The 26,375-nt window shown below is 62.3% G+C and carries 32 protein-coding genes and 1 tRNA gene; 18 read left to right on the forward strand and 15 right to left on the reverse strand.

Annotated features, from left to right (window positions below; translation table 11 throughout):
- The first annotated feature begins 71 nt into the window (after window positions 1-71).
- The 3 genes from ACFQL3_RS11050 to ACFQL3_RS11060 all read left to right on the forward strand — a co-directional run bounded on the left by ACFQL3_RS11050 (window position 72) and on the right by ACFQL3_RS11060 (window position 3,340).
- Entirely contained in the window at window positions 72-1,454 is a 1,383-nt protein-coding gene (locus ACFQL3_RS11050; RefSeq protein ID WP_377054210.1) for a D-aminoacyl-tRNA deacylase, read from the forward strand.
- 203 nt (window positions 1,455-1,657) lie between these two features.
- A complete protein-coding gene (locus tag ACFQL3_RS11055; RefSeq protein ID WP_377054212.1) occupies window positions 1,658-2,077 on the forward strand; it encodes an Hsp20/alpha crystallin family protein in 420 nt (139 codons plus the stop codon).
- Between the two features lie 69 nt (window positions 2,078-2,146).
- Window positions 2,147-3,340, forward strand: coding sequence for a CBS domain-containing protein (locus ACFQL3_RS11060; protein WP_377054214.1), 1,194 nt, complete (start codon window positions 2,147-2,149; stop codon window positions 3,338-3,340).
- A 7-nt stretch (window positions 3,341-3,347) separates the two neighbouring features.
- Here ACFQL3_RS11060 and ACFQL3_RS11065 read toward each other — a convergent pair whose 3' ends face one another.
- Together ACFQL3_RS11065 and ACFQL3_RS11070 are read right to left on the reverse strand one after the other, a co-directional pair.
- Window positions 3,348-4,490 (reverse strand): PAS domain S-box protein, encoded by a 1,143-nt coding sequence (locus ACFQL3_RS11065; protein WP_377054216.1) that lies wholly within the window; start codon window positions 4,488-4,490, stop codon window positions 3,348-3,350.
- A 235-nt stretch (window positions 4,491-4,725) separates the two neighbouring features.
- A tRNA-His gene (locus tag ACFQL3_RS11070) sits at window positions 4,726-4,798 on the reverse strand.
- A 129-nt stretch (window positions 4,799-4,927) separates the two neighbouring features.
- On the opposite strand from ACFQL3_RS11070, the gene ACFQL3_RS11075 reads away from it, so the two are divergent.
- Complete coding sequence (locus ACFQL3_RS11075) at window positions 4,928-5,383, forward strand: DUF5814 domain-containing protein (RefSeq protein ID WP_377054218.1); 456 nt, start codon at window positions 4,928-4,930, stop codon at window positions 5,381-5,383.
- Here the strand turns inward: ACFQL3_RS11075 and ACFQL3_RS11080 are convergent.
- Window positions 5,380-5,790 (reverse strand): ribbon-helix-helix protein, CopG family, encoded by a 411-nt coding sequence (locus ACFQL3_RS11080; RefSeq protein ID WP_377054220.1) that lies wholly within the window; start codon window positions 5,788-5,790, stop codon window positions 5,380-5,382. The two genes, ACFQL3_RS11075 and ACFQL3_RS11080, sit on opposite strands and share 4 nt — an antisense overlap.
- A 62-nt stretch (window positions 5,791-5,852) precedes the next feature.
- On the opposite strand from ACFQL3_RS11080, the gene ACFQL3_RS11085 reads away from it, so the two are divergent.
- From ACFQL3_RS11085 to ACFQL3_RS11100, 4 genes are all read left to right on the forward strand, one after another.
- A complete protein-coding gene (locus tag ACFQL3_RS11085; RefSeq protein ID WP_377054222.1) occupies window positions 5,853-6,347 on the forward strand; it encodes a deoxyuridine 5'-triphosphate nucleotidohydrolase in 495 nt (164 codons plus the stop codon).
- A gap of 215 nt (window positions 6,348-6,562) precedes the next feature.
- Window positions 6,563-6,850 (forward strand): hypothetical protein, encoded by a 288-nt coding sequence (locus ACFQL3_RS11090; protein WP_377054224.1) that lies wholly within the window; start codon window positions 6,563-6,565, stop codon window positions 6,848-6,850.
- Window positions 6,851-6,958: 108 nt separating this feature from the next.
- A complete protein-coding gene (locus ACFQL3_RS11095; RefSeq protein WP_377054226.1) occupies window positions 6,959-7,462 on the forward strand; it encodes a metallophosphoesterase in 504 nt (167 codons plus the stop codon).
- Between the two features lie 34 nt (window positions 7,463-7,496).
- On the forward strand, window positions 7,497-8,213 hold the full coding sequence (locus tag ACFQL3_RS11100; RefSeq protein ID WP_377054228.1) for a 5-formyltetrahydrofolate cyclo-ligase: 717 nt from the start codon (window positions 7,497-7,499) through the stop codon (window positions 8,211-8,213).
- A 596-nt stretch (window positions 8,214-8,809) separates the two neighbouring features.
- Here ACFQL3_RS11100 and ACFQL3_RS11105 read toward each other — a convergent pair.
- Window positions 8,810-9,529 carry an SOS response-associated peptidase gene (locus ACFQL3_RS11105; RefSeq protein WP_377054230.1) on the reverse strand — a complete coding sequence of 240 codons (720 nt, stop codon included), beginning with the start codon at window positions 9,527-9,529 and terminating at the stop codon, window positions 8,810-8,812.
- A gap of 152 nt (window positions 9,530-9,681) precedes the next feature.
- On the opposite strand from ACFQL3_RS11105, the gene ACFQL3_RS11110 reads away from it, so the two are divergent.
- Window positions 9,682-9,975: a hypothetical protein gene (locus ACFQL3_RS11110; protein ID WP_377054232.1), complete on the forward strand. Its 294-nt coding sequence runs from the start codon at window positions 9,682-9,684 to the stop codon at window positions 9,973-9,975.
- A 3-nt stretch (window positions 9,976-9,978) separates the two neighbouring features.
- Here ACFQL3_RS11110 and ACFQL3_RS11115 read toward each other — a convergent pair whose 3' ends face one another.
- On the reverse strand, window positions 9,979-10,542 hold the full coding sequence (locus ACFQL3_RS11115) for a hypothetical protein (RefSeq protein WP_377054234.1): 564 nt from the start codon (window positions 10,540-10,542) through the stop codon (window positions 9,979-9,981).
- Window positions 10,543-10,624: 82 nt separating this feature from the next.
- Here ACFQL3_RS11115 and ACFQL3_RS11120 point away from each other — a divergent pair, with 82 nt between their 5' ends.
- Together ACFQL3_RS11120 and ACFQL3_RS11125 are read left to right on the forward strand one after the other, a co-directional pair.
- Window positions 10,625-11,143 (forward strand): hypothetical protein, encoded by a 519-nt coding sequence (locus ACFQL3_RS11120; RefSeq protein WP_377057082.1) that lies wholly within the window; start codon window positions 10,625-10,627, stop codon window positions 11,141-11,143.
- 37 nt (window positions 11,144-11,180) lie between these two features.
- Window positions 11,181-12,002, forward strand: a complete 822-nt coding sequence (locus ACFQL3_RS11125) for a hypothetical protein (RefSeq protein WP_377054236.1) — start codon at window positions 11,181-11,183, stop codon at window positions 12,000-12,002.
- A 24-nt stretch (window positions 12,003-12,026) separates the two neighbouring features.
- On the opposite strand, the gene ACFQL3_RS11130 is transcribed toward ACFQL3_RS11125, so the two are convergent.
- The 6 genes from ACFQL3_RS11130 to ACFQL3_RS11155 all read right to left on the reverse strand — a co-directional run bounded on the left by ACFQL3_RS11130 (window position 12,027) and on the right by ACFQL3_RS11155 (window position 16,531).
- The gene (locus tag ACFQL3_RS11130) at window positions 12,027-12,605 is read right to left on the reverse strand and encodes a 2Fe-2S iron-sulfur cluster-binding protein (RefSeq protein WP_377054238.1); all 579 of its coding nucleotides are present in this window, start codon (window positions 12,603-12,605) and stop codon (window positions 12,027-12,029) included.
- Window positions 12,606-12,798: 193 nt separating this feature from the next.
- Complete coding sequence (gene gnd, locus ACFQL3_RS11135) at window positions 12,799-13,692, reverse strand: phosphogluconate dehydrogenase (NAD(+)-dependent, decarboxylating) (RefSeq protein ID WP_377054240.1); 894 nt, start codon at window positions 13,690-13,692, stop codon at window positions 12,799-12,801.
- Window positions 13,693-13,799: 107 nt separating this feature from the next.
- Entirely contained in the window at window positions 13,800-14,240 is a 441-nt protein-coding gene (locus ACFQL3_RS11140; protein ID WP_377054242.1) for a hypothetical protein, read from the reverse strand.
- A 54-nt stretch (window positions 14,241-14,294) separates the two neighbouring features.
- A complete protein-coding gene (locus ACFQL3_RS11145; protein ID WP_377054243.1) occupies window positions 14,295-14,753 on the reverse strand; it encodes a CopD family protein in 459 nt (152 codons plus the stop codon).
- Between the two features lie 49 nt (window positions 14,754-14,802).
- Window positions 14,803-15,843 (reverse strand): hypothetical protein, encoded by a 1,041-nt coding sequence (locus ACFQL3_RS11150; RefSeq protein WP_377054244.1) that lies wholly within the window; start codon window positions 15,841-15,843, stop codon window positions 14,803-14,805.
- Between the two features lie 136 nt (window positions 15,844-15,979).
- The gene (locus ACFQL3_RS11155) at window positions 15,980-16,531 is read right to left on the reverse strand and encodes a metal-dependent hydrolase (RefSeq protein ID WP_377054246.1); all 552 of its coding nucleotides are present in this window, start codon (window positions 16,529-16,531) and stop codon (window positions 15,980-15,982) included.
- A gap of 84 nt (window positions 16,532-16,615) precedes the next feature.
- Here ACFQL3_RS11155 and ACFQL3_RS11160 point away from each other — a divergent pair, with 84 nt between their 5' ends.
- From ACFQL3_RS11160 to ACFQL3_RS11185, 6 genes are all read left to right on the forward strand, one after another.
- Complete coding sequence (locus ACFQL3_RS11160) at window positions 16,616-16,855, forward strand: glutaredoxin family protein (protein ID WP_377054248.1); 240 nt, start codon at window positions 16,616-16,618, stop codon at window positions 16,853-16,855.
- Between the two features lie 84 nt (window positions 16,856-16,939).
- Window positions 16,940-18,757 (forward strand): MutS-related protein, encoded by a 1,818-nt coding sequence (locus tag ACFQL3_RS11165; RefSeq protein ID WP_377054250.1) that lies wholly within the window; start codon window positions 16,940-16,942, stop codon window positions 18,755-18,757.
- Between the two features lie 51 nt (window positions 18,758-18,808).
- The gene (locus ACFQL3_RS11170; protein ID WP_377054252.1) at window positions 18,809-19,609 is read left to right on the forward strand and encodes a helix-turn-helix transcriptional regulator; all 801 of its coding nucleotides are present in this window, start codon (window positions 18,809-18,811) and stop codon (window positions 19,607-19,609) included.
- Window positions 19,610-19,700: 91 nt separating this feature from the next.
- Window positions 19,701-20,018, forward strand: coding sequence for a DUF7344 domain-containing protein (locus tag ACFQL3_RS11175; RefSeq protein WP_377054254.1), 318 nt, complete (start codon window positions 19,701-19,703; stop codon window positions 20,016-20,018).
- 128 nt (window positions 20,019-20,146) lie between these two features.
- Complete coding sequence (locus tag ACFQL3_RS11180; RefSeq protein ID WP_377054256.1) at window positions 20,147-21,388, forward strand: RNA-guided endonuclease InsQ/TnpB family protein; 1,242 nt, start codon at window positions 20,147-20,149, stop codon at window positions 21,386-21,388.
- Between the two features lie 67 nt (window positions 21,389-21,455).
- Window positions 21,456-21,860, forward strand: a complete 405-nt coding sequence (locus tag ACFQL3_RS11185; RefSeq protein ID WP_377054258.1) for a DUF5518 domain-containing protein — start codon at window positions 21,456-21,458, stop codon at window positions 21,858-21,860.
- 7 nt (window positions 21,861-21,867) lie between these two features.
- On the opposite strand, the gene ACFQL3_RS11190 is transcribed toward ACFQL3_RS11185, so the two are convergent.
- The 4 genes from ACFQL3_RS11190 to ACFQL3_RS11205 form a co-directional block, all read right to left on the reverse strand.
- The gene (locus ACFQL3_RS11190) at window positions 21,868-22,914 is read right to left on the reverse strand and encodes an amino acid ABC transporter permease (RefSeq protein WP_377054260.1); all 1,047 of its coding nucleotides are present in this window, start codon (window positions 22,912-22,914) and stop codon (window positions 21,868-21,870) included.
- Window positions 22,915-22,929: 15 nt separating this feature from the next.
- Window positions 22,930-23,709: an amino acid ABC transporter ATP-binding protein gene (locus tag ACFQL3_RS11195; protein ID WP_377057084.1), complete on the reverse strand. Its 780-nt coding sequence runs from the start codon at window positions 23,707-23,709 to the stop codon at window positions 22,930-22,932.
- 11 nt (window positions 23,710-23,720) lie between these two features.
- Window positions 23,721-24,467, reverse strand: a complete 747-nt coding sequence (locus ACFQL3_RS11200) for an amino acid ABC transporter permease (RefSeq protein ID WP_377057085.1) — start codon at window positions 24,465-24,467, stop codon at window positions 23,721-23,723.
- Between the two features lie 96 nt (window positions 24,468-24,563).
- Complete coding sequence (locus ACFQL3_RS11205; protein ID WP_377054262.1) at window positions 24,564-25,439, reverse strand: basic amino acid ABC transporter substrate-binding protein; 876 nt, start codon at window positions 25,437-25,439, stop codon at window positions 24,564-24,566.
- Between the two features lie 153 nt (window positions 25,440-25,592).
- Here ACFQL3_RS11205 and ACFQL3_RS11210 point away from each other — a divergent pair, with 153 nt between their 5' ends.
- Entirely contained in the window at window positions 25,593-26,363 is a 771-nt protein-coding gene (locus ACFQL3_RS11210; RefSeq protein ID WP_377054264.1) for an MOSC domain-containing protein, read from the forward strand.
- The last annotated feature ends 12 nt before the right edge of the window (window positions 26,364-26,375 follow it).

Here is a 26,375-nt window from a genome sequence, read left to right on the forward strand (position 1 = left end):
TATAAGCGGTTCGGAGGCGGGTCGTGGGCCCGTGTCGACGCGTTTTAATCGCCCGAGCCTCTCGAACGCATGTGATCGCGATCGTCGTCAGCAGGGCGGATTCCGCATCCGAGCACGTTTTTGAGCAGCTACTATCCGAGGAGGACTGGGACCCAACGGTCGACGCCAGCCGTGCAGACGGACAGGGTGGTGGCGAGGTGTTCCGGACCGACGGCTTCGAGCTTCGAACCTTCGACGACTGGCATCTCGAACTCGACGACGCCGCCGAACCGTTCGACGACCCCGAACTGCTCGTCTTCGCCTCCCGACACTCCGGCGAGACGGGACCGCTCCTGACCGCCCACTTCACCGGCAACTTCGGCCCCGCCGAGTTCGGCGGCGAGGACCGCTCGCTCGCGGCGACGTGTCCGAACGCGCTCTCGTCGATCCTCGGCGCGTTCGACGAGTACGCGCCCGCCGAGTACGAGACCGGAATCGAGTGCACCCACCACGGACCAACCGAGGTCGGCGTCCCGTCGATGTTCGTCGAACTGGGCAGCGGCGAGGAGGAGTGGGCCGATCCGGCGGGCGCACGGGCGGTCGCCCGATCCATTCTCGCTCTCCGCGGCGTCGATCCCCACGCGGCGCGCCATCCGGGAGACGCCATCGCTTCGGCGTCGGAGGACGGCCGGCAACCCCGCAGACACCTCGTCGGGATCGGCGGCGGCCACTACGCGCCGCGGTTCGAGCGAGTGATCCGTGAGACCGACTGGCGCGTCGGCCACGTCGCCGCCGACTGGACGCTCGAAGATATGGGATCGCCCGCCCGACACCGGAACGTGCTGGTCGAGGCCTTCGAGCAGAGCGAGGCAGCGTTCGCACTCGTCGCGGACACCGACCGCGACCTGGACGATGTCGAGCAGATCGTCGAGGAGTCGGGCCATCGCGTCGTCAGCGAGACGTGGCTCCGCGAGGTGGACGACGTTCCGCTCTCGCTCGCCGCGGATCTCGAATCGACGCTCTCGTCCGTGGAAGAGGGCCTGCGGTTCGGAACCGTCTCGGACGAGGACGGCTACACCGTCGTCGACCTCCCGACAGCGCTCCTCGACGAGGTGCGTGGAATCGCCTCGGAAAGGGTGCGGGACGCCGTCGAGCGGACGACGCTCGCGTTCGAGACCGTCGAAAACGGCAACAGAGTACGCGGCCAGGCCGCCGTTGCCGATTCGGACCGGTACGATGCCCTGATCGACGCGCTCGCCGAGATGCTCGCCGAGAAGTACGATGCCGTCAACCGCCGGGACGGACGGATCGTCGCGGAGGTTACCGCCTTCGATCCCGGACGTGCTCACGACGCTGGGGTCCCGGAAGGCCCAGCGTTCGGTCGGCTTTCGAACGGCGAGTCAGTCTCCGTCGACGGGCGGACGATTAGCCCGGAAGCGGTCGAGTCGACACGGACCGAGGAGTTCCCGATCTGAAGCGCCGACGCCGAAAACGGTTTTTCTCTGTCGCCCCAACAGAGTAGTATGCCGGCAACTCTGGAAGTAGAATGTACTAGCGATGATTGTGAGATGGATATGTTCGAGCTACATTATACCTACGACATGCCTGATGGCGTTGGCGTCGAGGACTTCGTCTGTCCGTACTGTCAGGGAACTAGCTGCCTCGAGGCGATCGAATTATGACCCTGCGCGAGATCGGTCGGTCCGTCAGCAACACCGTACTTCGGAGCGTCGGACGGGTCTCTAGCAACGTCCAGGAGAACCGGCCGATCCCCGTCGACCTGCTCGAAAGCGACGACGCCCTCCTCGCGGTGTTCGACGCCGCAGGTGCGACCCAGAGCGACGTTCAGGTCCGGTTCAGCGACGGTACCCTTCACGTCCGGATCGAGCGGTTCCGCGAACCGCACAGCGGGTTCGAGACGGTGTTCCCCGGCCGGGGACTCTCGCTGGACGGTAAGGTGGACCTTCCGGCAGACGCAGCGGTCGATCCGGAGGCCGCGACGGCGACCATTACCGAGAACGGGACGCTCGAAGTCCACGTTCCGAAAGTCGAGGGAGCGGACAGTGAAACTGACGAATCGGTCGACGTCGAGACCTGAGACGGTCGATTAGTGGGTTGGAGCCGCTTTCGTCCGGAGATTCAAGGCCCTTCCACTCCAAATACTGGTATGAGAAGTTTCCGGATCGGTTCCGCGTTCGGTATCCCGATCAAGCTAGATCTTACGTTCCTGTTAGTACTGCCGCTGTTCGCGTATCTCATCGGCTCCCAGATCTCGCTGACCGCGGAGCTACTGAACGACCTGATGGCTGCTGGCATCGAGGCCGGCGCGATCACCGGCGGCCTGACGCCGTGGATCCTCGGCTTTACCGCTGCTGTCGGGCTATTCGTTGGGATCGTACTCCACGAACTCGGCCACTCCTTCGTCGCGATGCGGTATGGCTACCCCATCGACTCTATCACGCTCTGGATCTTCGGCGGCATCGCCGCGCTCTCGGAGATGCCCGAAGACTGGAAACAGGAGTTCACTATCGCCATCGCGGGCCCCATCGTCAGCGTCATTGTCGGGCTTGGATGTTACGGACTGTTCACCGGCGTCCTGTTCCTCGATCCGGTCGAGACGTATCCCGTGGTGACGTTCGGATCGCTGTTCGTCCTCGGCTATCTCTCTATCCTGAACGTCGTCCTCGCGATCTTCAATCTGCTTCCGGCCTTCCCGATGGATGGGGGACGGATCCTGCGCGCGTTTCTCGCGCGGAATCGGCCCTACGCGCGGGCCACCGAGATTGCGGCCGAAGTCGGGAAGTTCTTCGCGGTCCTGCTCGGCCTCTTCGGACTGTTCCCGCCAACCAACGTCATTATGATCGGTGTCGCCTTTTTCATCTACATCGCCGCTTCCTCGGAGGCCAAGCGGGTCACTATGAAGGCGGCTCTCGAAGGCGTCGCCGTCAGCGACGTGATGACGCCTGCCGAACGACTACACACCGTCTCACCCGATACGACCGTCGACGAACTCATCAGGATGATGTTCTCGCAGCGCCACACCGGCTATCCCGTGATGTCGAACGGGCGACCGATCGGTATCGTGACGCTCGACGATGCCAGAGACGTCCAACCGGTCGAGCGGGACGCGTTCACCGTCGAGGACGTCATGACGAGCGAACTCCGGACGATATCGCCCGACGCGGATGCGATGGAAGCGATCTCGACGATACAGGAGGAGGGTATCGGCAGATTGCTCGTCGTCGACGACTACGGCGACGTCGTCGGACTCGTCTCACGAACCGACCTGATGACTGCGCTCGACGTCATTCGGTCCTCCGGCACCGAAGCGCCGACTGCCCAGCGAGAGCTCTCGGGCTAGCACCTGCTCAGGATCGCTTGACGACGTCACGGATGACGCTCTGGATCAGTCGCTCGTCTTCGAGTTCGATCACCTGTGAGGTGATTTCGACCGGAATCCGATCGCCTGCTGCTGTCTCGACGTAGATCTGTGAGCCGTCGGCGTGGCGGTTTACCAGCCCGGAACCGCTGTCGACTCGCTCACGAAACAGCGAGTCGTATAGCTTCTTGTCCTCAGCCGGGTGGATCGCACTGTGGTTTTCTCCTGTGAGGTCGTCTGCCGAGCGACCGAGCAACTCCTCGGCGGCCCGGTTCGCCTCGACGATATCGCCGCTCTCTGCATCGGTGACGAGGATTGCCGCCGGCGCGGCATCGACGAGCGCGCGATAGCGTTTTCTGGACCGCTCCAGCGACCGCTCGCGCTCCTTCCGGCCGGTGATCTCGCGAAAGTAGATCGAGAGGCCGTCGACATCCGGGAAGATGCGCGCCTCGATCCAGGCATCGATGAGATCCACCTGCTCTTCGACGGCTATCACCTCCTGCTCGGCGACGACGTCGGTTGCAGCGTCGTAAAACTCGGTCTCTCGAACTCCCGGAAACACCTCGGATAACTCCTTACCGAGCAGTTGTTCGCGCTCTCGGCCGAGCAGTTCCGTTGCGTGGCTGTTCATATACGTCAGCCGCCACTCCGTGTCCAGAGCGACGAATCCGTCGTTGATCCGCTCATACACCCGCCGAATACGACGATTTCGGGCCTTCTTCGCCGCTTCGGCTTGCTGTCGCTCGACGACGTTCCGGATCCTGTGGGCTAGCAGGTCGTAGTGCTCGCTCCCGGCCTCTTTCGGGATGTAATCAGTGACTCCGGCCGTGATCGCACGGCTTGCCACCGTCTCGTCGCCGTTTCCGGTCATCAGAATGAACGGAAGGTCCGGAGACTCCTCCCTGACCGCCTGCAGAAACTCGATCCCGTCGCGCTCTGGCATCTGATAGTCGCTGACCACGCAGTCGATGTCGTGCTCGTTCAGCAGTCGCTCTCCCTCGCCCGCACTCGTCGCAGTCTCGACAGCAATATCCTCGAACTCGTCTTCGAGGAACATCTCAGCCAGTTCACCGAACCGTGGATTGTCGTCGACGACGAGAACTTCGAGAGGGGGGCCGGATCCTGAAGCCATTACCCGGTTTCCTCGGGCCGGTATCATAATCGTTGCGGCGCTGTCGTCGAAATCGATGGCTGCATCGACGGTGAGGGACGTTGAGGAGGCGGTACAACTGTGAATGGTGTGAGAATCGAACGAGATTGCGAGGATTAACCCGGAGACAGACGTGCTCGCTTCGCTGCGCACGACTAGCAAGCTTCAATTCTCTTGGATGGACGTTACGCTGGTCACGTCCGTTCCCAGCGAAAAGGTCCAGGTGCGAGAATTGAACCCGCGTCTCAGCCTCCACAAGGCTGAAGGATAGTCCACTACCCCAACCCGGACACGTACAACGAAATAGTCGACCCTCAGTTAAAATACGTTACGCCTCGGGGGCGCTACGTGGGGCGTTCACACTCACCTGTCGGACACCGGGAGGCTTTTGCCCCACAGCGGCGTAGAACGATTCAACTGTGGCGATCACGGACAAAATCTACGTCAAGAACCACCGCCAGCTTAGCTCCCAGCTAGACACCAACATTCCCAAGGGTGCGTTCAAGGGGGCGACGCTCGATATCCTCTTTCAGGGCGGTGGACTCGAACAACTCGACGACGCGACGCGGGACCGCGTGCTCGAGTTTGCGGAGGACTTCCTGGACTGTGACTGCGACAACAACCCCTACTGTGGCTGTCCCGAGCGGAAGTTCATCCGGTATCTGCTGGAGTTGCGGGCCGAGGGGCTCGGCCCCGACGCCATCGTCGACGTGATGAGCAACGACTACATGCTGTACGCCTATCCCGGCGACATCCTCTCGTTTCTCGATCAGGGCGTCCGGACGCTCGAAGCGACAGAAGAGTTGGCGAAAGTCGACGGAAACAGAGAGGCCCAGGAGGCCGCGCGGGCGGCCAAACGCGAACTGTCGCGCTAGCCAAGCCGGAGCGTCTCGTCCGAATCGGTGTTTTCGTCGTCGAGGTCTTCCAGGTAGACCACGTCCTCAGCCTCCTCTTCGTCCACCTGTTCGCGGAGATGCGTGACGTAGCTCCGGTACTCGTCGAGCTGTTCGCGGAGATGTTCGGCTTCGAGTTCGAGGCGCTCGTGCTCGCGAATGAAGCTCTTCGGGACTGTTACCTTCGGCGGGAACTCTCCGTCCTCGACGGTCGGACCGAGCTCTTCGTCGGGAACGACCTGTACCTGCCCGTCGTGGGCGACGAGCTGGTCGACGTAATCCCGGAAGACCGCCGAGAGGGAGATGTCGCGTTCCTCTGCGATCTCTCGGAGCGTCTCGAAGGCGTCCTCGTTGACCCGGAACGAGATAGTTTTGTTCTTGTTCCCCATACTACCGCCCAGTTTCCGGCCGAGATACTTAATGATTCGTCCGCGGCGAACGCGAAGGGTTTTTGCGCTCAGTCCGTGCCTCTCTCAGTATGTTCCGATCAGGTGCGTTCGTCGCCGAACAGCTTTCGGCGGTGTCCGACGAGCAGGTCCAGCCCAACGGTGTCGATTTGACTGTCGAGAGCGTGTTCGAGCAGACGGGGACGGGACGGATCGACCAGGATGGAAAATCGATCGGCGAGCGACGCGAACTGGACCCCTCGGGAGACGATACTACCTACCGCCTCTCACCGGGCGGATATATCGCCCGATACGGAGAAACGATTTCGATCCCGGAGGGGCATGTCGGCTTCGTCCTCCCCCGCTCGTCGCTCATGCGAAACTCCGCGATGCTCCACACGGCCGTCTGGGACGCCGGCTACACCGGACGCGGTGAAGGGCTTCTCGAGGTCAATCACGAACTCGAACTCCAGCGGGACGCTCGCATCGCTCAGATCGTCCTCTCGCGGGCCGAGCACGAGGGGTCGTACGAGGGATCCTATCAGGAAGAGAATCTGTAAGAATATATTAACAGAGACGTTAGTCGGCGGCACAGCACCGGACATCTAGCTCTGTCCGAGAGCTAAAGAATCCGCCTTACCGGAGAACGCTCTTGATCTGTAGGAGAAGGAACCTCCTACTCTGCAATAATACGGTTACAACTCTCCGAACACGCCCGTGAACGGTTATCGGTCATTAAGACCCCTGCGACGGTACTTTCAGCCCGGACGATCCAATGAGCCAAACTATCTCGACGGAAGAGTCAAACACCGCTATGGAGGCTGGAGCAGACACAGCCCTGATAGCGTCAGTCGTATCGGTTGGATTAGCGCTGTACACCTTTTTTGCACGAGGTGATCGAGAACTGGGCATCTTCGTCGGCCTCTGGGCGCCGACGATACTAACGCTCTCGAACCACTTCAAGCAGCGAGATATGGAACAGCAGATCCAGTCAATCCCTCTCACGAGTTCCGCCGGGAACGTTCGTGAGACCATCGAAGAGCTGATCGAGTCCCGCACCTGAATAGAGGTCCCCCGGTTCTCGGTGACGATTCGGCACTTTTGTGGCCAGAGCGACTCCCATGACCAGTAACACTTTGATTTTCGCCGTGTATAGGGGTTCGAACGAACCATGCTCGTAGGTGTCATTTCCGATACGCACGACAACGTGTCGGCCGTCGACCGCGCCGTCTCGATCTTCGAGGAGCGCGGTGTCGAGACCGTGATCCACTGTGGCGATGTCATCGCGCCGCCCGTCGTCCCGCACTTCGAGGGGCTAGAAGTACACGGCGTCCTCGGGAACAACGATGGCGAACTCGACGGCCTCGAATCGGCGTTTCGCCGACTCGGGAACGGAAGCGAACTCCACGGCCGGTTTGCCGAACTTGAGATCGACGACACGGCGTTTGCCGTCCTGCACGGGGAGAACCTCGACGACGTCGAAGCGCACGCCGAATCCGGCGAGTACGAGTACGTCTGCTACGGCCATCATCACGTCGCCGAGGAGCGGGAGGTCGACGGAACGACCGTTCTCAACCCCGGCGCACACTTCCCCACAGTACCGGACGAGCAACACAGCATTGCGATTGTCGACACTGACAGCGGCGACGTCGAGTTCGTCCCCGTCGAGGAGTGAAAACACTCACAGCCGTCCCGCCCGAGGCACGACCATGGACAAACAGGAGCTTCGCGACCGCATCTGGGACGGCATAGAGGAGAGCGGCGAGGCACGGTTCCCGTTCCCGCCGCACGGACGGATCCCGAACTTCGCCGGCGCTGATGCCGCTGCAGAGCGGCTTGCGGAGCGACCGGAGTGGATGAAGGCGGACGCGATCAAGATCAATCCTGACTCCCCACAGCGTCCCGTCCGAAAGCGTGCGCTCGAAGCCGGGAAGACGCTGTACATGGCGGTTCCGCGGCTCCGAGATGCCGACTGCTTTCTCCGGCTCGATCCCCGTGAGATCGACGACTACGACCGGGCAACCACTCTCTCCGGATCGAGTGAACTCGGCGTCCAGGTCGGACCCGACGAGGTCGATTCGGTCGATTTGATCGTCTCTGGGAGTGTCGCCGTCACCGAAGACGGGGCGCGAATCGGGAAAGGAGAAGGGTACAGTGACCTGGAGTACGCGCTCCTCGACACGCTAGATCTGGTCGACGAGACGACGCCGATTGCGACGACGGTACACGAATCCCAGGTCGTCGACGTGCAGGTCGCGATCGACGACCACGACGTTCCGCTCGATGTTGTCGTAACGCCTGAACGCACAATCGAAACGGAGACGCCGTACGACCGATCGGACGGTATCGACTGGTCCGCGCTCGACGAGGAGCGGATCGAGGAGATGCCGGTCCTCCAGGAACTGCGAGACGGCGGGACGTTCTGACGTCTATAAAAGAGAGCAGCGCGAGTACCACGGGTCACCGCACCCGTGGGTGAAGCGCGTCAACTATTGTCCAAATGATTAAGTATCTCGTACACGTTTGTTCGAGAACGACCAGAAAACGATACGCAAAGTATGGGATTGAAGACCTCAATTCTTTTGCTGGTCGTCCGATGGCATGAAAATGCGGCTCCTCTCAAAACCCGTCACGAGGCGGTGAGACGGGAGTTGTCGGGTCGTGGTGGAGCGACCGACCCTCACGGAGCAACGTTCGCTTCGAGTGTTTACCCGTGCCGGGCACGAGCCGTAAGGCGAGTGCGAGGGGGATTAAAGTCTGGTGCTGGTGCAGTGCAGCCCTAAACCCGGACGCCACGGGCCACCGTGCCCGTGGTACTTCACGTGCGTTCCGAATTGGCGAACTGGCGACACGACGACGGCCCGACGACGACCCGATGTGGTGTGTCGCGCTACGGCAGTCCACAGCGGGCAACTCGATTGCGGATAGCGCCGGATTGGCTCGCCTTCGGATATAAACCTGTGTGAGAACGAGCAGTCCAGCAGTTGTCAGGGCTGCTCAAGCGCAGTCCAGTGGCCCCGTATTAGAACTGATCTAGCCCGGTCTGGGGGTCGCTCTCGGGTGCGTCGACCGGTTCGATGATATCAGGCGAATCGTTTCGAGGGTTGTTGACGTCCGCGGAAATCGGGTACTTTTCGAAGCCATCCCCCGAATGCGGGGCGAGGAGTTCTTCTTTCCCTGGCGGCGATTCGCCCAACCACTCGCGTTCCTCATCGGCGTCGAAGACGACCGGCATCCGGTGGTGTAGTGGCTCCATCAGGTCGTTCGGTGTCGTCGTGAGAACCGTCACGGTGACCAGCGAGTGGTCACCGTCGGACCAGCGCGACCAGAGACCAGCCATTGCGAACGGCTCCCCGTCCGATCGCTCGATGCGAAATGCCTGCTTCCCATCGGTGCGCTCCTGCCACTCGTAGAAGCCGTCGGCGAGCACGAGACAGTGGCCGCAGGTGCGGGTCACCCCATCGTCCTCCGTCCGGCGAAATGCGTCCCGAAACGCTGGCTTCTCGTCGACGGTCTCGGTTCTGGCGTTGATCAGTCCGTTCCAGTCGCCGGGGTCGTCGGCCCAGTGGGGGACGAAACCCCACGAGCGCAGTTCGGCGCGTCCGGGCGTCTCGTCGCGGATTACCGGGATGTCGTCCTCCGGTGCGATGTTGTAGGACGGCTCGAACGCCCCGGGAGGAGAGACGTCGAAGCGCTCACCGATCACCGAGGACGACGCGAACAGGGAGCTACGGCCACACATGCCCAGGGTTAAGGATCGGAGTGTCGAAAACCCATCGGCGATGAGCAATCCGCGCCCGGGTTCGAGGCCACTATTCACCAGCCGTGCCGACTTCGGACGTGAACGACACAGTCGGCAGTAGAGTAATGTCGTGTTAGCACGAAGTACTACGTATGGTATCGGATAACACAGATCCGGGATTCGTCCTACTCGAGGAGGAAGAGCCGACCGACTTCGTGCTCGTCGACGAGGACGAGACGGAGACCGACCTCGTCGCGGTTCCGGACGCGGACGCGCGCTATCCCGGGCTCCGGCCGGTCGACGCGCTGGGCGAGACCGGTTTCGTGCTCGTCGAAGAACGCGAGGAGACCGAGGATACAGGCTTCGTCATCGTGGACGACGATTCGGAGGAACGTCTCCCGGCAACCCATCCGGACCGGTCGTTTCCCGGAATCGATACGATCTGACCGCTAGTCGGCGGTCGACCCGGCGAGGACGCCGCCGAGCGCCCCGAACAGTGCCGGGAAGACGAGTCCAGCGAGGAAGATGCCAGCGACGAGGTCGGGTGCCCCACTCGCATCGCCGAGTGTGACTTCGAACAGGAAGACGCCCGCTATCGAGAGAACTAGATAGCCCGGGACGACTGTAAGCCCGGCGACTGCTCCGGTGCTAGCGTCTCTGGCACCACCGTATCTGGCGATTGCCAGTCCCGCGCCGATCAGCAGGAGCGGCGGGATGGCGTAGAGTAGCATGGTGAACCCCTCCTCGCCGCCGAGGAAGGATTCTGCGCCGAAGAAGGGAACGCCCTCGAACACGACATCGACGAAGTGGGCGTTGTAGAACACCCAGCCGACCATCTCGAAGGTGGCTGGATCCTCGCCGAGGAACTCGAGGAACCGACTGAGCTGTGAGTCGCGGATCTCGCTGCTCGCGATCAGATAGGTGAACAGGTAGCCGAGCACCCAGGTCAGAAATCCGACGACACTGCCCTGGACCAGTGGTACATTCTGGAGGCTGCTTTCGGAGTGAGCCATGCATCAAGTGGAACCCCACTCGGCAAAATACCTGTTGCCCCGGACCGAAACCAATGAAACCCACCGCCAACAACGGGTCCGCATGGACGTCGAAACGTATCTCGATCACTACGCAGAGACGCAAGGCGTACTGCCCGAGCGACTGGCAGAGTTCGGCGACGCGTACCGGGGGCAGGGGCATCTCACGCGCGAGCAACTCTACGAGATAGCGTACGAGTCCTCAACTCGGAGTGCCTACCACGTCGAATCGAACCCGAAAGAGCGCTGCGAGACGGTCACGGCGAACGTGCTCGCACTAGACGACGACTTCTCGCAGATCCATCTACTCTCGGGGCTGTCTGGGTTCAAAGCGCCGACCGCTTCCTGTATCCTCGCGGCGCTCGACCCGGAGCGCCACGCCGTCGTCGACACGCGCGTCTGGGCGTCGCTCGACCGACTCGGCTATCTCGATGGCCGCAAGGAGTCGTTCGACGCCGACGACTACGTTACGATGATGGCGCCGATCCGCGACATCGCGGCCGATACCGGCTACTCGGCCGCCGAGGTCGGCTACGCACTGTTCGCATACGACGTCGAACAGCGCGAGGGGACGCTACACTGACCGAGCAGTAAAGGGGCGGGCGACCGTCGCCTCTCGCATGAAAGCGTATCCGTCGATCCCAGCGGTCGATTCGGCCCCCGACGAACTTCTCGACGGCGGGCATCTCTGGCTTCAGGAGTTGCTCGACGGGACATTGCTCCGGTTTCGTATCGACGACTCGGGCGGCGTCCGCTTTGGCGACCGGACGACCGTCTTTCCGCCCGGTGACGTCCCGGTCGGCTATCGCCACGCGACGCGGTTCGTCCAGCGTGCACTGGACTACGACGCCGTTCTGGGCGCGGATCTGGAGTCGGTCGTCTTTTATTGCGTCGCGATGCACCAGCAGACCATCGACTACGACTGGGATCGAACGCCCGCTGTCCTGGGCATCGACATCTGGGACGGAGACCGGTTCCTGCCGCCGGATGCTGTCGAACAGGCGTTCGAGCGGATCGGTCTCACACCGGTCAACACGTTCGCGAAGGAGGTCAGAGCAGTAGACTTCGATTCGGACTCGTACACGGTACCCGAGTCGAACTGGTACAACGGTCAGGCCTACGGCGTCGTGCTCCGCTCGAAAAACGGAGACCGGGCAACGATGCGTGCCGAAGGGATGGATTCGAAGTTGGACTCTGAGGGCCCCGACCCGGCCGAACTCGTCGACGAGTTCGTCACTCCGGAGCGTCTAGAACGGACTGCCGGAGAACTCTCAGCACAGGGCCTGTCGCCCGATGCCGACACGCTGTTCGACCACCTCTTCGAGCAACTGCTCCGACGGTTTCACCGGACGCTGGTCGGCGATGACGTCGATCTGACACCGGTACGGTCGCAGCTCTCTGCACGGATCAACGAGTTTCTCGAACCGACCACCGACCACTGAACCGCAAAAGAGTGTGGGCCGCCGTCAGGGTTGTTCGCCAGTCTCGATCGAGAACTCCCCGCGCGGATAGCCGACACAAGTGAGTGTATAGCCCTCTTCGAGTTCGGCGTCACCGAGCATCGACTGGTCGTCGTGTTCGACGAGCTCTTTCGTGTTGCCGTCGATCTTTCCGGCACACGAGACACAGGAGCCTTCGCGGCAGGCGTAGGGCAGATCCCAGCCCTCGTCCTCGCCGGCTTCGAGGATCGTCTCGTTGTTGGCTATCTCGACCGTCTCGCCTTCCTTGACGAACTCGATCTCGTAATACTCGATCTCGTCTTCGGGGATGTCACCCGGTCCGCTCTCCTCTTCGACCGCTTCGCCACCCTCAGCGAGTTCGCCGCCCGCCTCGCCGCCGCCGATCGCTCCGGCGGGTGCGCCGCCGCCGATCGACCGGTTCATCGGCTCGGGGAAGTCTGTCTCGGGAACCGACTCCGCGCGTCGTTCGAGCACCTCTTGGGAAATGTCCTCGTTCGACGTCCATCCCGTCCCACGGGAAAAGTGCATGAGTACGGCGATCAGGGTTAGACTACCCCCGATCGCAAGCCCCAGCTCGTTAAACATATGTGAGGGGGTTCGGATTGTGGGTTTAATTGTATTGTGATTACTGGCGGGGCAACGGGCCCGTCGGGGGGTCCGGTTCGAGGTCTCCGCGACGAGAGCCCGCCGCAGGAGTTACTCCTCGAACACAGTGGGTGAAAAAGCGACCGCTCGCTACGCTCGGGGCGTGAAACGAACGTCGCAGACGATTCGTGCGTTACTCCTCGCGAGCGACCTCGTGACGCCCGAAGCCGTACCGAAGCCGGTTAGCAAGGCGGCGGGAGAACCGATCGGAGCGACTACCGAACCGTTCAGCCAGTGCCTGATAGATCAGCGGCGTCGGGACTTCCTGTTCGAGCGCTTCCTGTACCGTCCACGTGCCCGTCGATCCACCGGCGACGTGGTCGGCGACATCGTCGAGGTCGTTGCCCTCCTCGCGGAACGCCTCCTCGCAGAGCTCCAGCAACCACGAGCGGATCACCGCACCGTTGTTCCAGGTGTTCGCGACGGCTTCGAGGTCGAGGTCGTAGCGTCCGTTCGCGAGCAGTTCGAAGCCTTCGCCGTAGGCCTGCATGAGCGCGTATTCGACGCCGTTGTGGACCATTTTGACGTAGTGACCGCTCCCTGCTGGACCCATCCGATCGTGTCCGTCCGGTCCCGTCGCGACGGCGTCGAACACCGGCGTTAGCTCCTCGTAGGCCCACTCGGGGCCGCCGATCATCAGGGAGAAGCCGAGTTCGGCTCCTGCGGGGCCACCGCTGGTCCCGCAGTCGAGATACGCGGCGTCGGTCGCGTCTGCACGGCGGACCGAGTCCTGAAAGTAGGAGTTGCCACCGTCGACAACGACAGCGTCGCTGTCGAGATACGGTTCCAGATCGTCGAGTGCGGCGTCGACTGGCTCCCCCGCAGGAACCATCAGCCAGATGCGTTTTTTAGAGCCGAGCTGTTCCGCCAGATCGACGACCGACGCCGCGGCTTCGGCGCCGTCCTCGACCGCCGTCGCAACGGCCGTCTCGTCCAGGTCGAACGCCACGACGTCGTGGCCGGCGTCGAGCACGCGGTCGACGACTATCTGTCCCATACGCCCGAGTCCGACAACGCCTATTTGCATAGTAGTCGGTGGACGCCCGGGGGGCCTATGCGTTGCGATTCGGACGGGATCAACTGGTCAGAGGGATAGCACTGCGAGAACGGAAAAGAGTGAGCGGAAGCGCGTGCTTATAGGTCAGTGAACCATTCGCGCTTGTCGATCAGGTACACCACGGAGCCGAGCAGCACGATCAGCGGAAGCGCCCAGCGGACGACGCCATCGGCGTAACTGATTGGCATATTGTCGCCGGTCACTACCCATCCGATCAGGCCCGCAAGGATGGCTATCTGTACGACGAGTACGCCGAGCATCGCGGTCCACGACCACGACTTGATGTTCCAGACGCCCTGAATGACGTACATCTGGATGGCGACCAGCACCAGCATTCCGAGGATCATCCACGAGATACCCTCGACGCCGGCGACGGTGAAATCGAGCCATGGAGAACTGTCGAGATCGGCTAGTCCGATCATTGCCAGTGCCATTCCGAGCAGGACGAGATACCCGTCGACGACACAGATTGCGCGGATCCCGGATGGGATCGAGGTGACCCGTTCGTGTGAGGACATACCTCACCCTATGATTGTTTGTTGTAAATATTTTTCTAACTTCCTCGCGCTTGCTCAGACCAGCGCGCCCGAGGAGACGATGCCGGCGATAACCAGCAGAAGGAGCCCGATTACCGATGCGGCACGGAACCAGCCAAGCGTCTCGTCAGCGGGTGCGCGGACCTTCTTTGCCTGTAGACCGTCGACGAGTCGACTGCCACTCACTTCGATCAGTCCGATCAGGACGAGCCACAGGCCGAGCATGGCAAGGACGAGCCAGCCGTTCGCCGTCCCGGTCAGATCGGCCGTCGCGTAGAAACTACTGGTCATATATCCGCCAGTGAGGAGGAGTACAACCGCACTGAGCCGGGAAACAGTCCGAAGTGTTCCGGTGGCTAACTCGACGGGTTCGGGCTCTAGATGGCCCTCCCTCGCCAGTGGTAACACGCCAACAGTCATGAATACGACACTACCGACCCAGACGGCGGCGAACACCTGATGAAGGGTGATCGATACCGCGTCGACCAACGTCATGAAACAGATGTATTGAGCGGGGGGCTATCAGGCTTGCTTTCCGCGCTCGCTACTCCGGGGCGCAGTCGTCACAGACCAGATTGACCCGCCGGTCGTCGCTCGCCTCCGTCGTCGTCCGCAGATCGACGACCGAATAACGCTCGCCACAGATCTCACAGTCGGTCGCCGCGCCGTCGACCAGCGACTCGATCCCGATCTCCGTGAGGCCGTTCGGTTCAGTAAACAGGTTGTCGATCCGCTCGTCGACGCTCTGGACGGCCCCGCCGTCGCTGGCCATGTCGTCCGCTAGCCCGGCCGGGAGGTCGGTGCTCCCGCTCCCGAGATCCAGCGGCGAGTCAGTCGATCCGGTGCTTTCAGTGGTGGTCGGTCCCGTCTCGTCCGTGCGTGCCTCGGAGGACTGCTCGGAGTCGCCGCCGACGAGTTCGACTGCCGACAGCACGTCGGTTTCCGCCCGTTCGAGGCGCTGTTCGACCTTCCCGAGAGCCTCGCTGAAGAACTCCGAGGCGAGTTCCCCCGGGAGTGTGTCCGCCCCGTAGATATCCTCGACGACCTCGGTGCGGAGTCGTTCGGGGTTCGTCCCGTATCTCGTCCCGACTGCCGCGAGCGCGCTGTTCTCGCGCTCGATACGGGTCGATCCCTCCGCGGTGAGGTAGTGGCCGACGATCAGCGGAAGCCGCTCTGCGGTGTCCGCTTCGGTCGCCCAGTCGGTCGGGAACACCTCGTCGATTGCGGCCCTGATCGTCCCCGAGGAATCGGGCTTCGGACTCTGTTGTTCGCTCGAAGACCTCGACTCCAGGGTCTCCGTCTGCTCTGCAGAGGCCTCCTGCGTAGACGGCGCTGGATCGTCGACGGGGTCATCGGCAACTGGCGAAGGGGCGGTCCCGCTGCTGGCCCGCTCGCTCGTAGCGTCCGACGCGTCGGTGTCGAGTTGTGCTTCCGCCAGATCGCAGATGACGCTCAGGCTCTCCTGGACTGATGTGGGTTCGTAGCCCCGATACTCGCGGAACAGTCGCTCTACACGGTCGTGTAGCTCTCGGGGCAGTGTTGCCTCGACGTACGGATCTCCGCCCCCAGACTGGTTCCGCTCCATGATCTATTGCACGATTCGCCACGTACAAATAAATTTCCGTACGCAGGGATTTGGGCTCTTACCCGCTCTCCGGCCGTAACGGCTGTCCGTGCCGGATCGTGGTACACGTCAATACGGCCGCCGTGACGCCCGCCGCTCACTCCCACCGGGCGGCGATCCGGCCGATGGGTCGGCGGAAGAGGGAATAGACCAGCGAGACGCCCAGTCCGACGAGCACGAGTCGTCGTATCGTCCCCTCGAACAGGACGAGGCTCGGCAAGGCGAAGGCGGCACCGAGAAAGAAATCCTCGGGCGCACCGTCGTAGCGGACCCACCGTTTCGCACGAAGCCATCGCCCGCTCGCGTGGAAGTAGACGGCGTGCTCCCGCTCGGACTCCCACGGGACTGCGGAGGGCGTCCCGCCGATGATGTCGCTGACGGAGTGGACTGCCGCGGCGAGGAGGAACGTCGCCACGCCGACGGTGACAGGCCCGGGCGCAACAGTAGCGAATCCGACTGCCGGGAGCGCCCCTATCGTGTAGTAGCCAGGAAAGTGGAGTGTTCGGCGGTGTTCCGCAGCGACGTCCAGATCGGGGAAGATCCCGCCCGCAATCCCGCCGGCAGCGGCGGGGACCGCGAGTTCCGGAGCGAACGCCGCGACCACGGTCGTCAGCGCTAGCCCGACGAAGCCGTGGGTGGTCGCCATCATCGACCGGGGGTTAGTCGATGCGCGATATATGTGTTGTGTCCTCGCCGGAGTAACTTCTTTGAGCGTCCCTCCGCAAGGACGGACATGAGCATCACGCTGTACCAGCTCGAAGGCTGTCCGTTCTGCGAGAAAGTGGCCGACCGCCTCGACGACGTCGGCGTTGACTACGACTCGGTCTGGGTCGACGCGATGCACTCGGACCGGAACGAGGTCAAGCGGGTCTCCGGCCAGCGTGGCGTGCCGGTGCTTATCGATGAAGACCGCGGAATCACGATGTCCGAATCCGACAACATTCTGGATCTGATCGAGCGAACCTACGCCTGAGCGCGGTCGGTCGCCCCCGGCGAGTGCTCTGGCGAGGCGGGAGCGGAGCACAGCACTCATACCCACCCCGTGAGACGTAGATGTATGCAACTCGAGGAGTACTGGGGCGTCGGACCGAAGACTCGCGAAGTGCTGACGGGTTCTATCGGCGTCGAGACGGCCGTTAGAGCCATCGAAAGCGGGGACGTCCGCACGCTGACGGAGGCGGGACTCTCCCGCGGCCGGGCGACGCGAATCCTCCGCCGCGCGAACGGCGGCGATGGGATGGACGTGCTCGCCACGGGCGATTCGCGGGACGTGTACAAAGAACTGCTCGACCTGATCCAGGCCCACGCGGTGACTCGCGGCGCGGCCGACCGGATTCGAGTCCTGACGCCATTGCTCGATACCGACGGGATGGCGGCACGACTCGACACCGTGCTCGCGACGCGGGACGTCTGGACGGCGCTCGACGAGAGCGACCGCGAGGCCGTGCTCGACGCCTTCGCGGCCTACGACGACGCCGCGGCCGGCGAACGCGCCGCGGTCGAGGCCACGCTGGCGCTACTGGATGCAGGCGTCGTCGCTGCGAGCGAACAGACGACCGCAGACGAGGGTGAGGACGTCTTCGCGCCACTCGGGGAACTCGACCGCGACGGACTCGCCGACGCCAGCGCCGCCCTCGCAGGGCTAAGCAATGGGAGCGTAGTCGAGGGCATCGACGACGAACTCGACGGCCTCCGTGACTCGCTTGCCACCGTCGAGCGCCTGGACGCGAACGCGCTCGACGTCATCGAGCGCCTGCGCGAGGACGGCGTGCAGGGCACCGAGGACTTCCGGACGACCTTTATCGAACACGTCCGGACGGAGGCCGACGTGACGATTGATCGTGTACGGGCGGCGATGCCGGACGACGCCATCGACGCGACCGATTTCGTCGGGACGACCCTGCGCGAACTCTCGAACGACCTGCGAAGCGCCGTCTCCGAGCGCCGCGAACTGGTCGCGAGCGACCTGCGCGGGGACGTCGCGGCGGCCCGCGAGGACGTCGACGCCGCCGTCCAGACCATCGACGACATCGCGTTCTATCTCTCGCTGGCCCGTTTCGCGCTCGCCCACGAGATGTGTCGGCCGGAGTACGTCACCGACGGCCGGGATACGGTGGCTGTCGTCGACGCCACCAACCTCTCGCTGGCGGCCGAGGACGCCGATTCGGTCCAGCCGATCACCTACGCTATCGGCGAGCATACGCTTCCCGAGTACGACGACGTTCCGCCGCGTGCTGACGACCGGACGCCGCCGGCAGACCACCGCGTTGCCGTCGTCACCGGGGCGAACTCCGGCGGGAAGACGACGCTGCTGGAGACGCTGTGTCAGGTTGTCCTGCTGGCGGGGATGGGCCTCCCAGTGCCGGCCAGTCGAGCACAGGTCTCGGTCTTCGACTCGCTCGTCTTCCACCGCCGCCACGCGAGTTTCAACGCTGGCGTGCTCGAATCCACCCTGCGAAACATCGTCCCACCGGTCTCGACGAACGAGCGAACGCTGATGCTCGTCGACGAGTTCGAGGCGATCACGGAACCGGGCAGTGCCGCCGACCTGCTACACGGACTCGTCCGGTTGACCGTCGAGCGGGGCGCACTCGGGGCGTTCGTCACGCACCTCGCCGACGACCTCGCACCGCTCCCCGACGCCGCCCGGACCGACGGCATCTTCGCGGAGGGTCTCTCGCCCGATCTCGAACTACAGGTGGACTACCAGCCCCGGTTCGGGACGGTGGGCCGGTCGACGCCGGAGTTCATCGTCTCCCGTCTGGTCGCCAACGCCGAGGACCGGAGCGAACGCGCCGGCTTCGAGACGCTCGCCGAGGCAGTCGGTCACGACGTCGTCCAGCGGACGCTGGCCGACGCCAAGTGGACCGGATAGCGTTGGGCCACCCAAATCAATTATACCGATAGAAATGTCATGGTTCTGTAGATGGCTGACGACCCCGACCCGATCGACCGGATCGCCTTTCTCGCTCGCTCGAAGCCACGGACACACGTGTTGCGCCAACTCCTGAACTCCGGTCCTGCGACCCAGCGCAGTCTCAGGGATCGCATCGACGCCTCCCGGTCGACGATTGCACGAGCGCTTACTGCATTCGAGGAACGCGACTGGGTACGGCGCGATTCCGGGACGTATCAGATCACGCCCGTCGGCGAACTCGTCATCAGGGATTTCATCGATCTGAAAGAGACCGTCCGGCTCACCGACGAGCTATCGGAGTTTCTGCAGTGGTTTCCGATGTCGGAGTACGGCGTCGAACCGGGACAGCTACGTTCCGCGGACATCGTCCCACACACTCCCGGTGATCCGTACGCCCCGGGAAGAGCTCAGACCGAACTGTTGAACAGGACAGAACAGTTCCGGGGACTGTTCTCGTCGCTCGATCTGGAGGGGACGAAACTCGTCCACGAACAGGTCGTAAACGGGACGCTGGAGGCCGAGATAACCGTCTCCAGTGACGTCGACCGAACGATCGAAACCGAAGCGTTCGCGCCGCTGTTCGCCGAACAACTGGAGACCGGGCGACTGACAGTACGCGTCGCCGACAACGACCCCCCGTTTTATCTCGGAATCGGCGACGAAGAGACTGTCCAGATCGGCGTCGAGGACGACGAGGGCTTCCCCCGTGCGTTGCTAGAATCGACCGACGACTCCCTGCTGGAGTGGGCTGACGAGATCTACCGCGAGTATCGCGAGGCGGCAACGATCAAACGCCCCGAAGATATCTGAGGCGTGGGTCGTGCAACGTCTGCAACGATCTCATGGGGTGCAATAATGTTTCCCTGACGGTTACAGTTGCTACGCAGGGGGCAAACGTAGCATGTCGAGGCTGAAGCGGGGGTCTATCGACGAACTGTACCGGATCGCGGCAGATCCGACCAGACGGGCACTTGTCACGGCGTTACTGCGCACGGAGGGCACAACGACAGTCGACGGACTGGTCGAGGCGATTCGCGACGAGATACAACCGGCTTCCGAACGAGCGACATCGGATCACCTTGCAATCGAACTGTATCACAGGCACCTGCCGATGCTCCAGGCCGAGAACTGTATCGAGTTCGACGCGGACCTCGGCGTTGTCAGACCGCTGGAACGGCTTCAGCAGTTCGAGCAACTCTCGCTCGGCGATACGAATTAAACATACCCGACCAGGGTCTTTTATACTGGTCATCGAGGCGAATACCCCGACCCACCGTGGTCGGGGATGAAGCCGACACTCGCTGATACAAACCATTAAGTGAACATATCTCTAATCAATAGACACCGTTGGAATACAGTCACCGTTATCACGCTTATCCGACACAAGAGATAGCGGACGGACTGGAACACCATCTGAATGTTCATCGCCAGCTATACAACCACGTTCGCTGGGACTACCAACAAGCTCTGGGGGATGACAAGCCGAGTGAATACGACCAGAACAACAAACTCCCCGAGTGGAAACAACGATGGCCAGTGTTCAGTGAACTGCACTCGAAAGCCTCCCAAGCCACTGTCGCCCGTTTCCACCGCAACCTCTCAAACCTTCGCAAAAAGAAAGAGAAGGGATACAACGTTGGTCGGCTCAAACGGCAATCACCCACCGAGTACCGAAGCGTGACGTACAGTCAGTCTGGTTTCGACCTCGATGAAAAGAGGGGCCACGACAAGTACGCCTACGTGCGCTTCAGCAAAATTGGGTGGGTAAAAATCCGGTATTCTCGACCGATTCCCGACCACGCCACCATCAAAGAAGTCACGTTCAAGAAAGAGACGACCGGCGAATGGTTCGTCTCCTTCGGGTTGGAAACCGACAACGCCAACCTACCCGAGAAACCCGACGTGGACTCGCTGGACGCGAGCAACAGCGTCGGGATTGACCTCGGAATCCTGAACTACATCCACACCAGCGACGGCAAGACCGTGGATTGGCTCGACCTCGAAGACGACTACGAACGTCTTCGCTGTGAGCAACGCAAGTTGTCTCGGAAAGAGAAGGGGTCGAACAACTACGAGAAACAACGTCGAGAGGTGGCGAAGGTGAAGCGCCACATCAAGCGGAAGGTGTTGGACTACCAGCACAAAATCACAACATGGCTCGTCAAGGAGTACGACGCCGTGTTCGTGGAAGACTTGAACGTCCAGAGTATGCTTCAGGGTGACGGGAACGCCCGTAACAAGCAGGACACGGCGTGGCGACAATTCATCACCCTGCTCGAATACAAAGCCGACCTGCACGGAACGCACGTCGTTCAGGTCGAAGCGCGAGGCACAACGAAAGAGTGTGCGTCGTGCGGTGTGGAGACGGCGAAACCCGTCTGGGTCAGGGAACATTCCTGTCCGAGTTGTGGATTCGAGACGGATAGAGACGCAAACGCGGCGATGAACGTTCTCAAGTGTGGCTTTTCTGAATTAGGGTTGGGATGGCCCGAATCAACGCCTGTGGAGACTGTGACCGCTACGGACACCGCTGACTTTCAGCGCGTGTCTGCAAGTCACGTCCTCGAAACAGGAAGCCTGCCCTTGTAAGAGCAGGATTCCCCGCGCCACCGTGCGCGAGGTAACATTCAACAGGCAAACAGCAGTATCCATAGCTATGAGCTCCGATTCGTTCGACACCACGTCGACGCCATCGTCTGAGACCGACTCGAGGTCGACAGAAGACTTTTCGAACCCGATCGCCAACGCGATTATCGGCGCCGTCGTCGGCATCGTCTTTTCGTTCGTTCCGTTTGCGCCACTGCTCGGTGGCGGGCTTGCGGCGTATCTCCAGGGCGGCGAAACGAGTGACGGCCTACGGCTTGGACTGCTTGCCGGGCTGATCATGCTGTTGCCCTACGCCTTTGCAGGCATGTTTTTGCTGGTGATTCTGACGGGAGCGGCCGTCGAATCCGCGTTCGGACTGCTCGTCGTCGGTGTGTTGGTCCTTGGCTCAGTGTACACTGTCGGGCTTAGCGTCCTCGGCGGCTATCTGGGCATCTACGTCCACCACGAACTGTGAAAACGAGTCAGCTATCGCCCTGCTGACGCCCCTCGACGGCACCGATCCCGGGAATCGAGACGTAGGACTCGACGCGGCTCATGATGTTCGTCGCCGTCAGTACGAGGCCGAGATAGACGACCGCAAGCAGGCCGAAGATGGCCGTGAACTCGAACGTGCTGTTGGCGATGTCACTGGCAACGTTGTACAGTTCCGGGACCGTGATGAACCCGGCGAGCGAGGAGTATTTGAGCAGATAGACGAGTTCGTTGGTCCATGCCGGAATCGCGTACCGGAGCGTCTGCGGCAGGACGACGTACCGGATCCCGTCTATCTGGGAGAGGCCGAGCGCCCGCGCCGCGGTTAGCTGGCCCTCGTCGACGCTTTCGAGCGCGCCGCGGATGTATTCGGCCTGGTAGGCCGAGCCGTTGATCGTGAAGCCGATGATGGCGATCCAGAACGCCTGCTCTGGGATCGTACCGTAGCCGATCAGCGTGGTATCCTGTAGCCAGACCGCGAGCGGGAGGCCGTAGTAGAGGACGAACAACTGGGCGATCAGGGGCGTCCCGCGGATCAACTCGGTGTATGCCAGCGCGGGCCACTTGAGCGGCCCGCCGTAGACACGGATGACCGCCAGCGGGACCGCGATGGAGAAGCCGAGAACGATGCTTATGACCGTCAGGAGGATCGTGTACCACGCCGCACCGGCCAGCGCGGGCGCGATGCCGACCGCGACGCCAGCGGTGTCGAGGAGCGCTCCCAGCCAGCTAAGCACCGCGACGCCGGCGGTTTCGAGAAGCGAGTTGAGCCACTCGAACGGAAGCCCGACGATGCTGAACCGCTCGGCCGCCTCGATGGCAGAGGCCGCCGCCGCGTCGAACGGTTCTCGCGGGATGAAGTTCTCGCCCGCACCGGGACCGATGCCGAGGCGTGCGAGCACCCAGTCGTTGAGCCAGCGCGTCGTGAGCCAGCCCCAGAACACGATACCAGCGAAGATGCTGATGGCGTGGCTGGTATCGACCGAACTGGTGCGGAACCGGCCGGTCGGCGATGCCGTGGTTTCGGCCTCGCTCATCGTCGCCCTCTCGAGTCACTCATGACTGATACTCTGGAAGAACTCTGCGGTTCGCTCCTTCTCGGGGTTCTCGAACAACTTCTCCGGCGGGCCGCGCTCGACGACCTCGCCTTCGTCGAGGAACGTGATCCCGGTCGCGCCCCCGCGGGCAAAGCGCATCTCGTGAGTGACCACGAGCATCGTCATTCCGTCGGCCACTAGCTGGCTCATTACCTCGAGGACGCCGTTGCTCAACTCGGGGTCGAGCGCGCTCGTCGGTTCGTCGAAGAGCATCAGTTCGGGGTCCATTGCAAGCGCCCGGGCGATGCCGACGCGCTGTTTCTGGCCACCGGATAGCTGTGCCGGATACGAATCGACCTGATCGCCGAGTCCGACCCGGTCGAGTTCCTCCTCTGCGCGCTCACGCGCAGGCTCTTTGTCCATTCCTTTGACCCTGCGAAGGCCGAGCATGACGTTCTCTATAGCGGTGAGGTGGGCAAAGAGGTTGATGTCCTGGAACACCATTCCGATCTGTTGGCGAATCTCGTTCGGGTCGGTGTCGGGCGCACAGACGTCGACGTCGCCGAGGTAGATGTGCCCACTGTCGACCTCGGTAAGCCGGTTCACACACCGTAGCAGGGTGGACTTGCCGCTCCCACTGGGGCCGACCAGCACTTCGACGTCACCGCGCTCTATCTCCAGATCCACGCCGCGAAGCACCTCCTCGTCGCCGTAGGACTTCCGGAGGTCTTCGATCCGTAGCAGTGGCGATGGTTCGGCGTCAGTGCCCCGGTCGGTACGACTGGATCGGTCGATGCGAGAGTCTGTCACGACGATTCACCTGGAATTGCGAAGCGATTGTCGACGAAATCGAGCGTACGATTCGTACTGAACGTCAGGACGAAGTAAATGAGGCTGGCAAAGAGCATGATCTCTAGTATCGCGGTCGTCTGCTGGATGAACAGGTCGTCGCTCCGTTTCAGCAGTTCGCCGAGTCCGATTGCGAAGGCTATCGACGTGTCCTTCAGCACGATGGTAAACTCGTTCTGGAACCCGGGGACGCTCCGCCGAAGCGCCTGTGGAACGATCACGTAGCGGATCGCTTCGAGCCTGCTCATCCCGATCGAACGGGCGGCCTCCATCTGTCCGTCGTCGATACTGCTGAGCGCCCCCCGGAAGATCTGTGACTGGTAGGCTGCGCTCCGGAGGCCGAGTGCGAGCGTCGCGGCGAAAAACGCCCCTCCGATCTCCTCGGGTGCGGTAAACGGCGTCGGTCCGAGCAGGAGGTCTATTCCGCCGATCAGCGTATTGAGCGGTCCGAGCAAGTACTCGATCGGTACGACGAAGAACATGTAGAGCATGATCACGAGGATCGGCGTCCCACGGAACAGGATGCCCAGGTTCCGTACGGCAGCTTTCGAGTAGCCGCTACCGTACACCTCGATTGCGCCGGCGGGAAAGCCGAGCAGAAAGCCAAGTAGAATACTCGTAATCGTCAGCACGATGGTGATGACGACACCCCCGAGCAGGTAATCCGCGTTCCGAAGGACGAACTGCCAGTCCTCGCCGAGCATCGACCAGATCGACTCCGCGAGATGCGGCAACGACTCTCCTGCGGCCACCCACGACACCGTCGAAAGAAACGCTGCTATGTCCATCTATGCTGGGGCCTACTGGTCGAACCAGGTCGACGTGATCTCCTCGTACTCGCCGCTTTCCTCGACCGCAGTAATCCCCTCGCTTAGAGCGGACTGCAGGTCCTCGGCATCCTGCCGGACACCGAAGCCGTACTGCTCACCGGTCTCGTAAATGAACGCGACTTCGACGTCGCGGCTCGATTGGAACGTCTGGGCGACCGGTTCGTCGATCACGACAGCGTCGATAACCCCGCGTTCGAGGTCCTCGACGGCCAGGACGTAGTTGTCGAACGAGGTGTAATTCCCCTCGGGGATGATCCCGGCATCGATGACATCGTCTCGGACGACTTGCTCGCCGGTCGTCCCGCTCTGTGCGCCGACGGTCCGGTCGGCGAGGTCCTCAAGTGACTCCGGCTGGAAATCGCCGCCGGACGCGACCAGCACGGACTGATTCGCACTGTAGTACGGCTCGCTAAAGGCGATCTGTTCCTGTCGTTCCTCGTTGATCGTCATTGCCGCGGCGATGACGTCGATGTTCCCGTTATCGAGCGCGGGGATCAGCGACGCGAACTCTAGCTGTTCCCAGCCGCTAAGTTCGTACTCGGTTTCGTCGATGACCGCTTCGAGCAGGTCGATATCGAAGCCGACCAGTTCGCCGTCCTCGACCATCTCGAACGGTGCGAACCCGGGTGCCGTTCCTGCGACAATCTGGTTCGCACCGCTCTCGTCGTCACCGTTCTCGGCGCCGCCGTTCTCCTCGTCACCGTTCTCGGCGCCGCCGTTCTCCTCGTCTCCGTTTTCGCCGTTGCCTTCCAGACAGCCTGCCAGCCCAACCGTGCCGACCACGCCGGCGGCTCCGGCGATCTTCATGTACGTACGTCTATCTAACGACTGCTGTTCCGAATCCATGTGTACAGTAAGCAACGTGGTACCTATTAGGAGTTAAGATATTTATCTATCCGTGTAGTTATTAATTATGTTGTATTTATTTTCAGAGTAGCTAACACGTCCACGATTGCAGCGAAGGCAACATACTTTCCCATCGGAGCGTGAGACCGACCCATGCCGCAGATCGTCGATCTCTTCGTCTACCCGGTCAAGTCTCTCGACGCGACACGCGTCGAGTCGGCAGGCCTCCGCGCGAGCGGCGCGCTCGATGGCGACCGGCAGTACGCCATCGTCGACGCCGAGCGCGACTACGTCAACGGTAAGCGCGAACCGGCAGTCCATCGCCTCGACTCGGCGTTCGATCCGGATACGCGCGCGCTGACGATCAGTGTGCCCGACCGAGACGCCGAGACGTTCAGTCTCGACGCCGAACGCGGATCGCTGAACGCGTGGCTCTCGGAGTATTTCGACTACCCGGTGAGCGTGATCCGTGACCCGACCGGGATGCCCGACGACACCGACGCCGCCGGGCCGACGGTCATCAGTCGGGAGACGATCAATGCCGTCGCGGGCTGGTTCGACGGGATCGGCCCCACGGAAATGCGTCGCCGTCTCCGCCCGAACGTCGTGATCGAGGCGGGCGAGTCGTTCTGGGAGGATCGGCTGTACGCCGACCGGGACTCGGTCGTTCCGTTCCGCATGGGAGAGGCCACGCTCGCGGGCGTCAACCCCTGCCAGCGCTGTGTCGTCCCGACGCGCGACCCCGATACCGGCGCGGAGACCGAGGGCTTTCGTGAACGGTTCGTCGAGCGGCGAAAGGCGACGCTCCCCGGGTGGGTCGACCGTGACTGGTACGACCACTACTTCCGTCTGATGGTGAACACGCGGGTCGACAGCGAGGAGAGCCTTCGCGTCGGCGACGAGGTGTCCGTTCTGGACGATTGATCGCTGCACTTG

It is taken from the genome of Natronoarchaeum sp. GCM10025321, from assembly GCF_042663585.1.
Lineage (GTDB): Archaea > Halobacteriota > Halobacteria > Halobacteriales > Natronoarchaeaceae > Natranaeroarchaeum.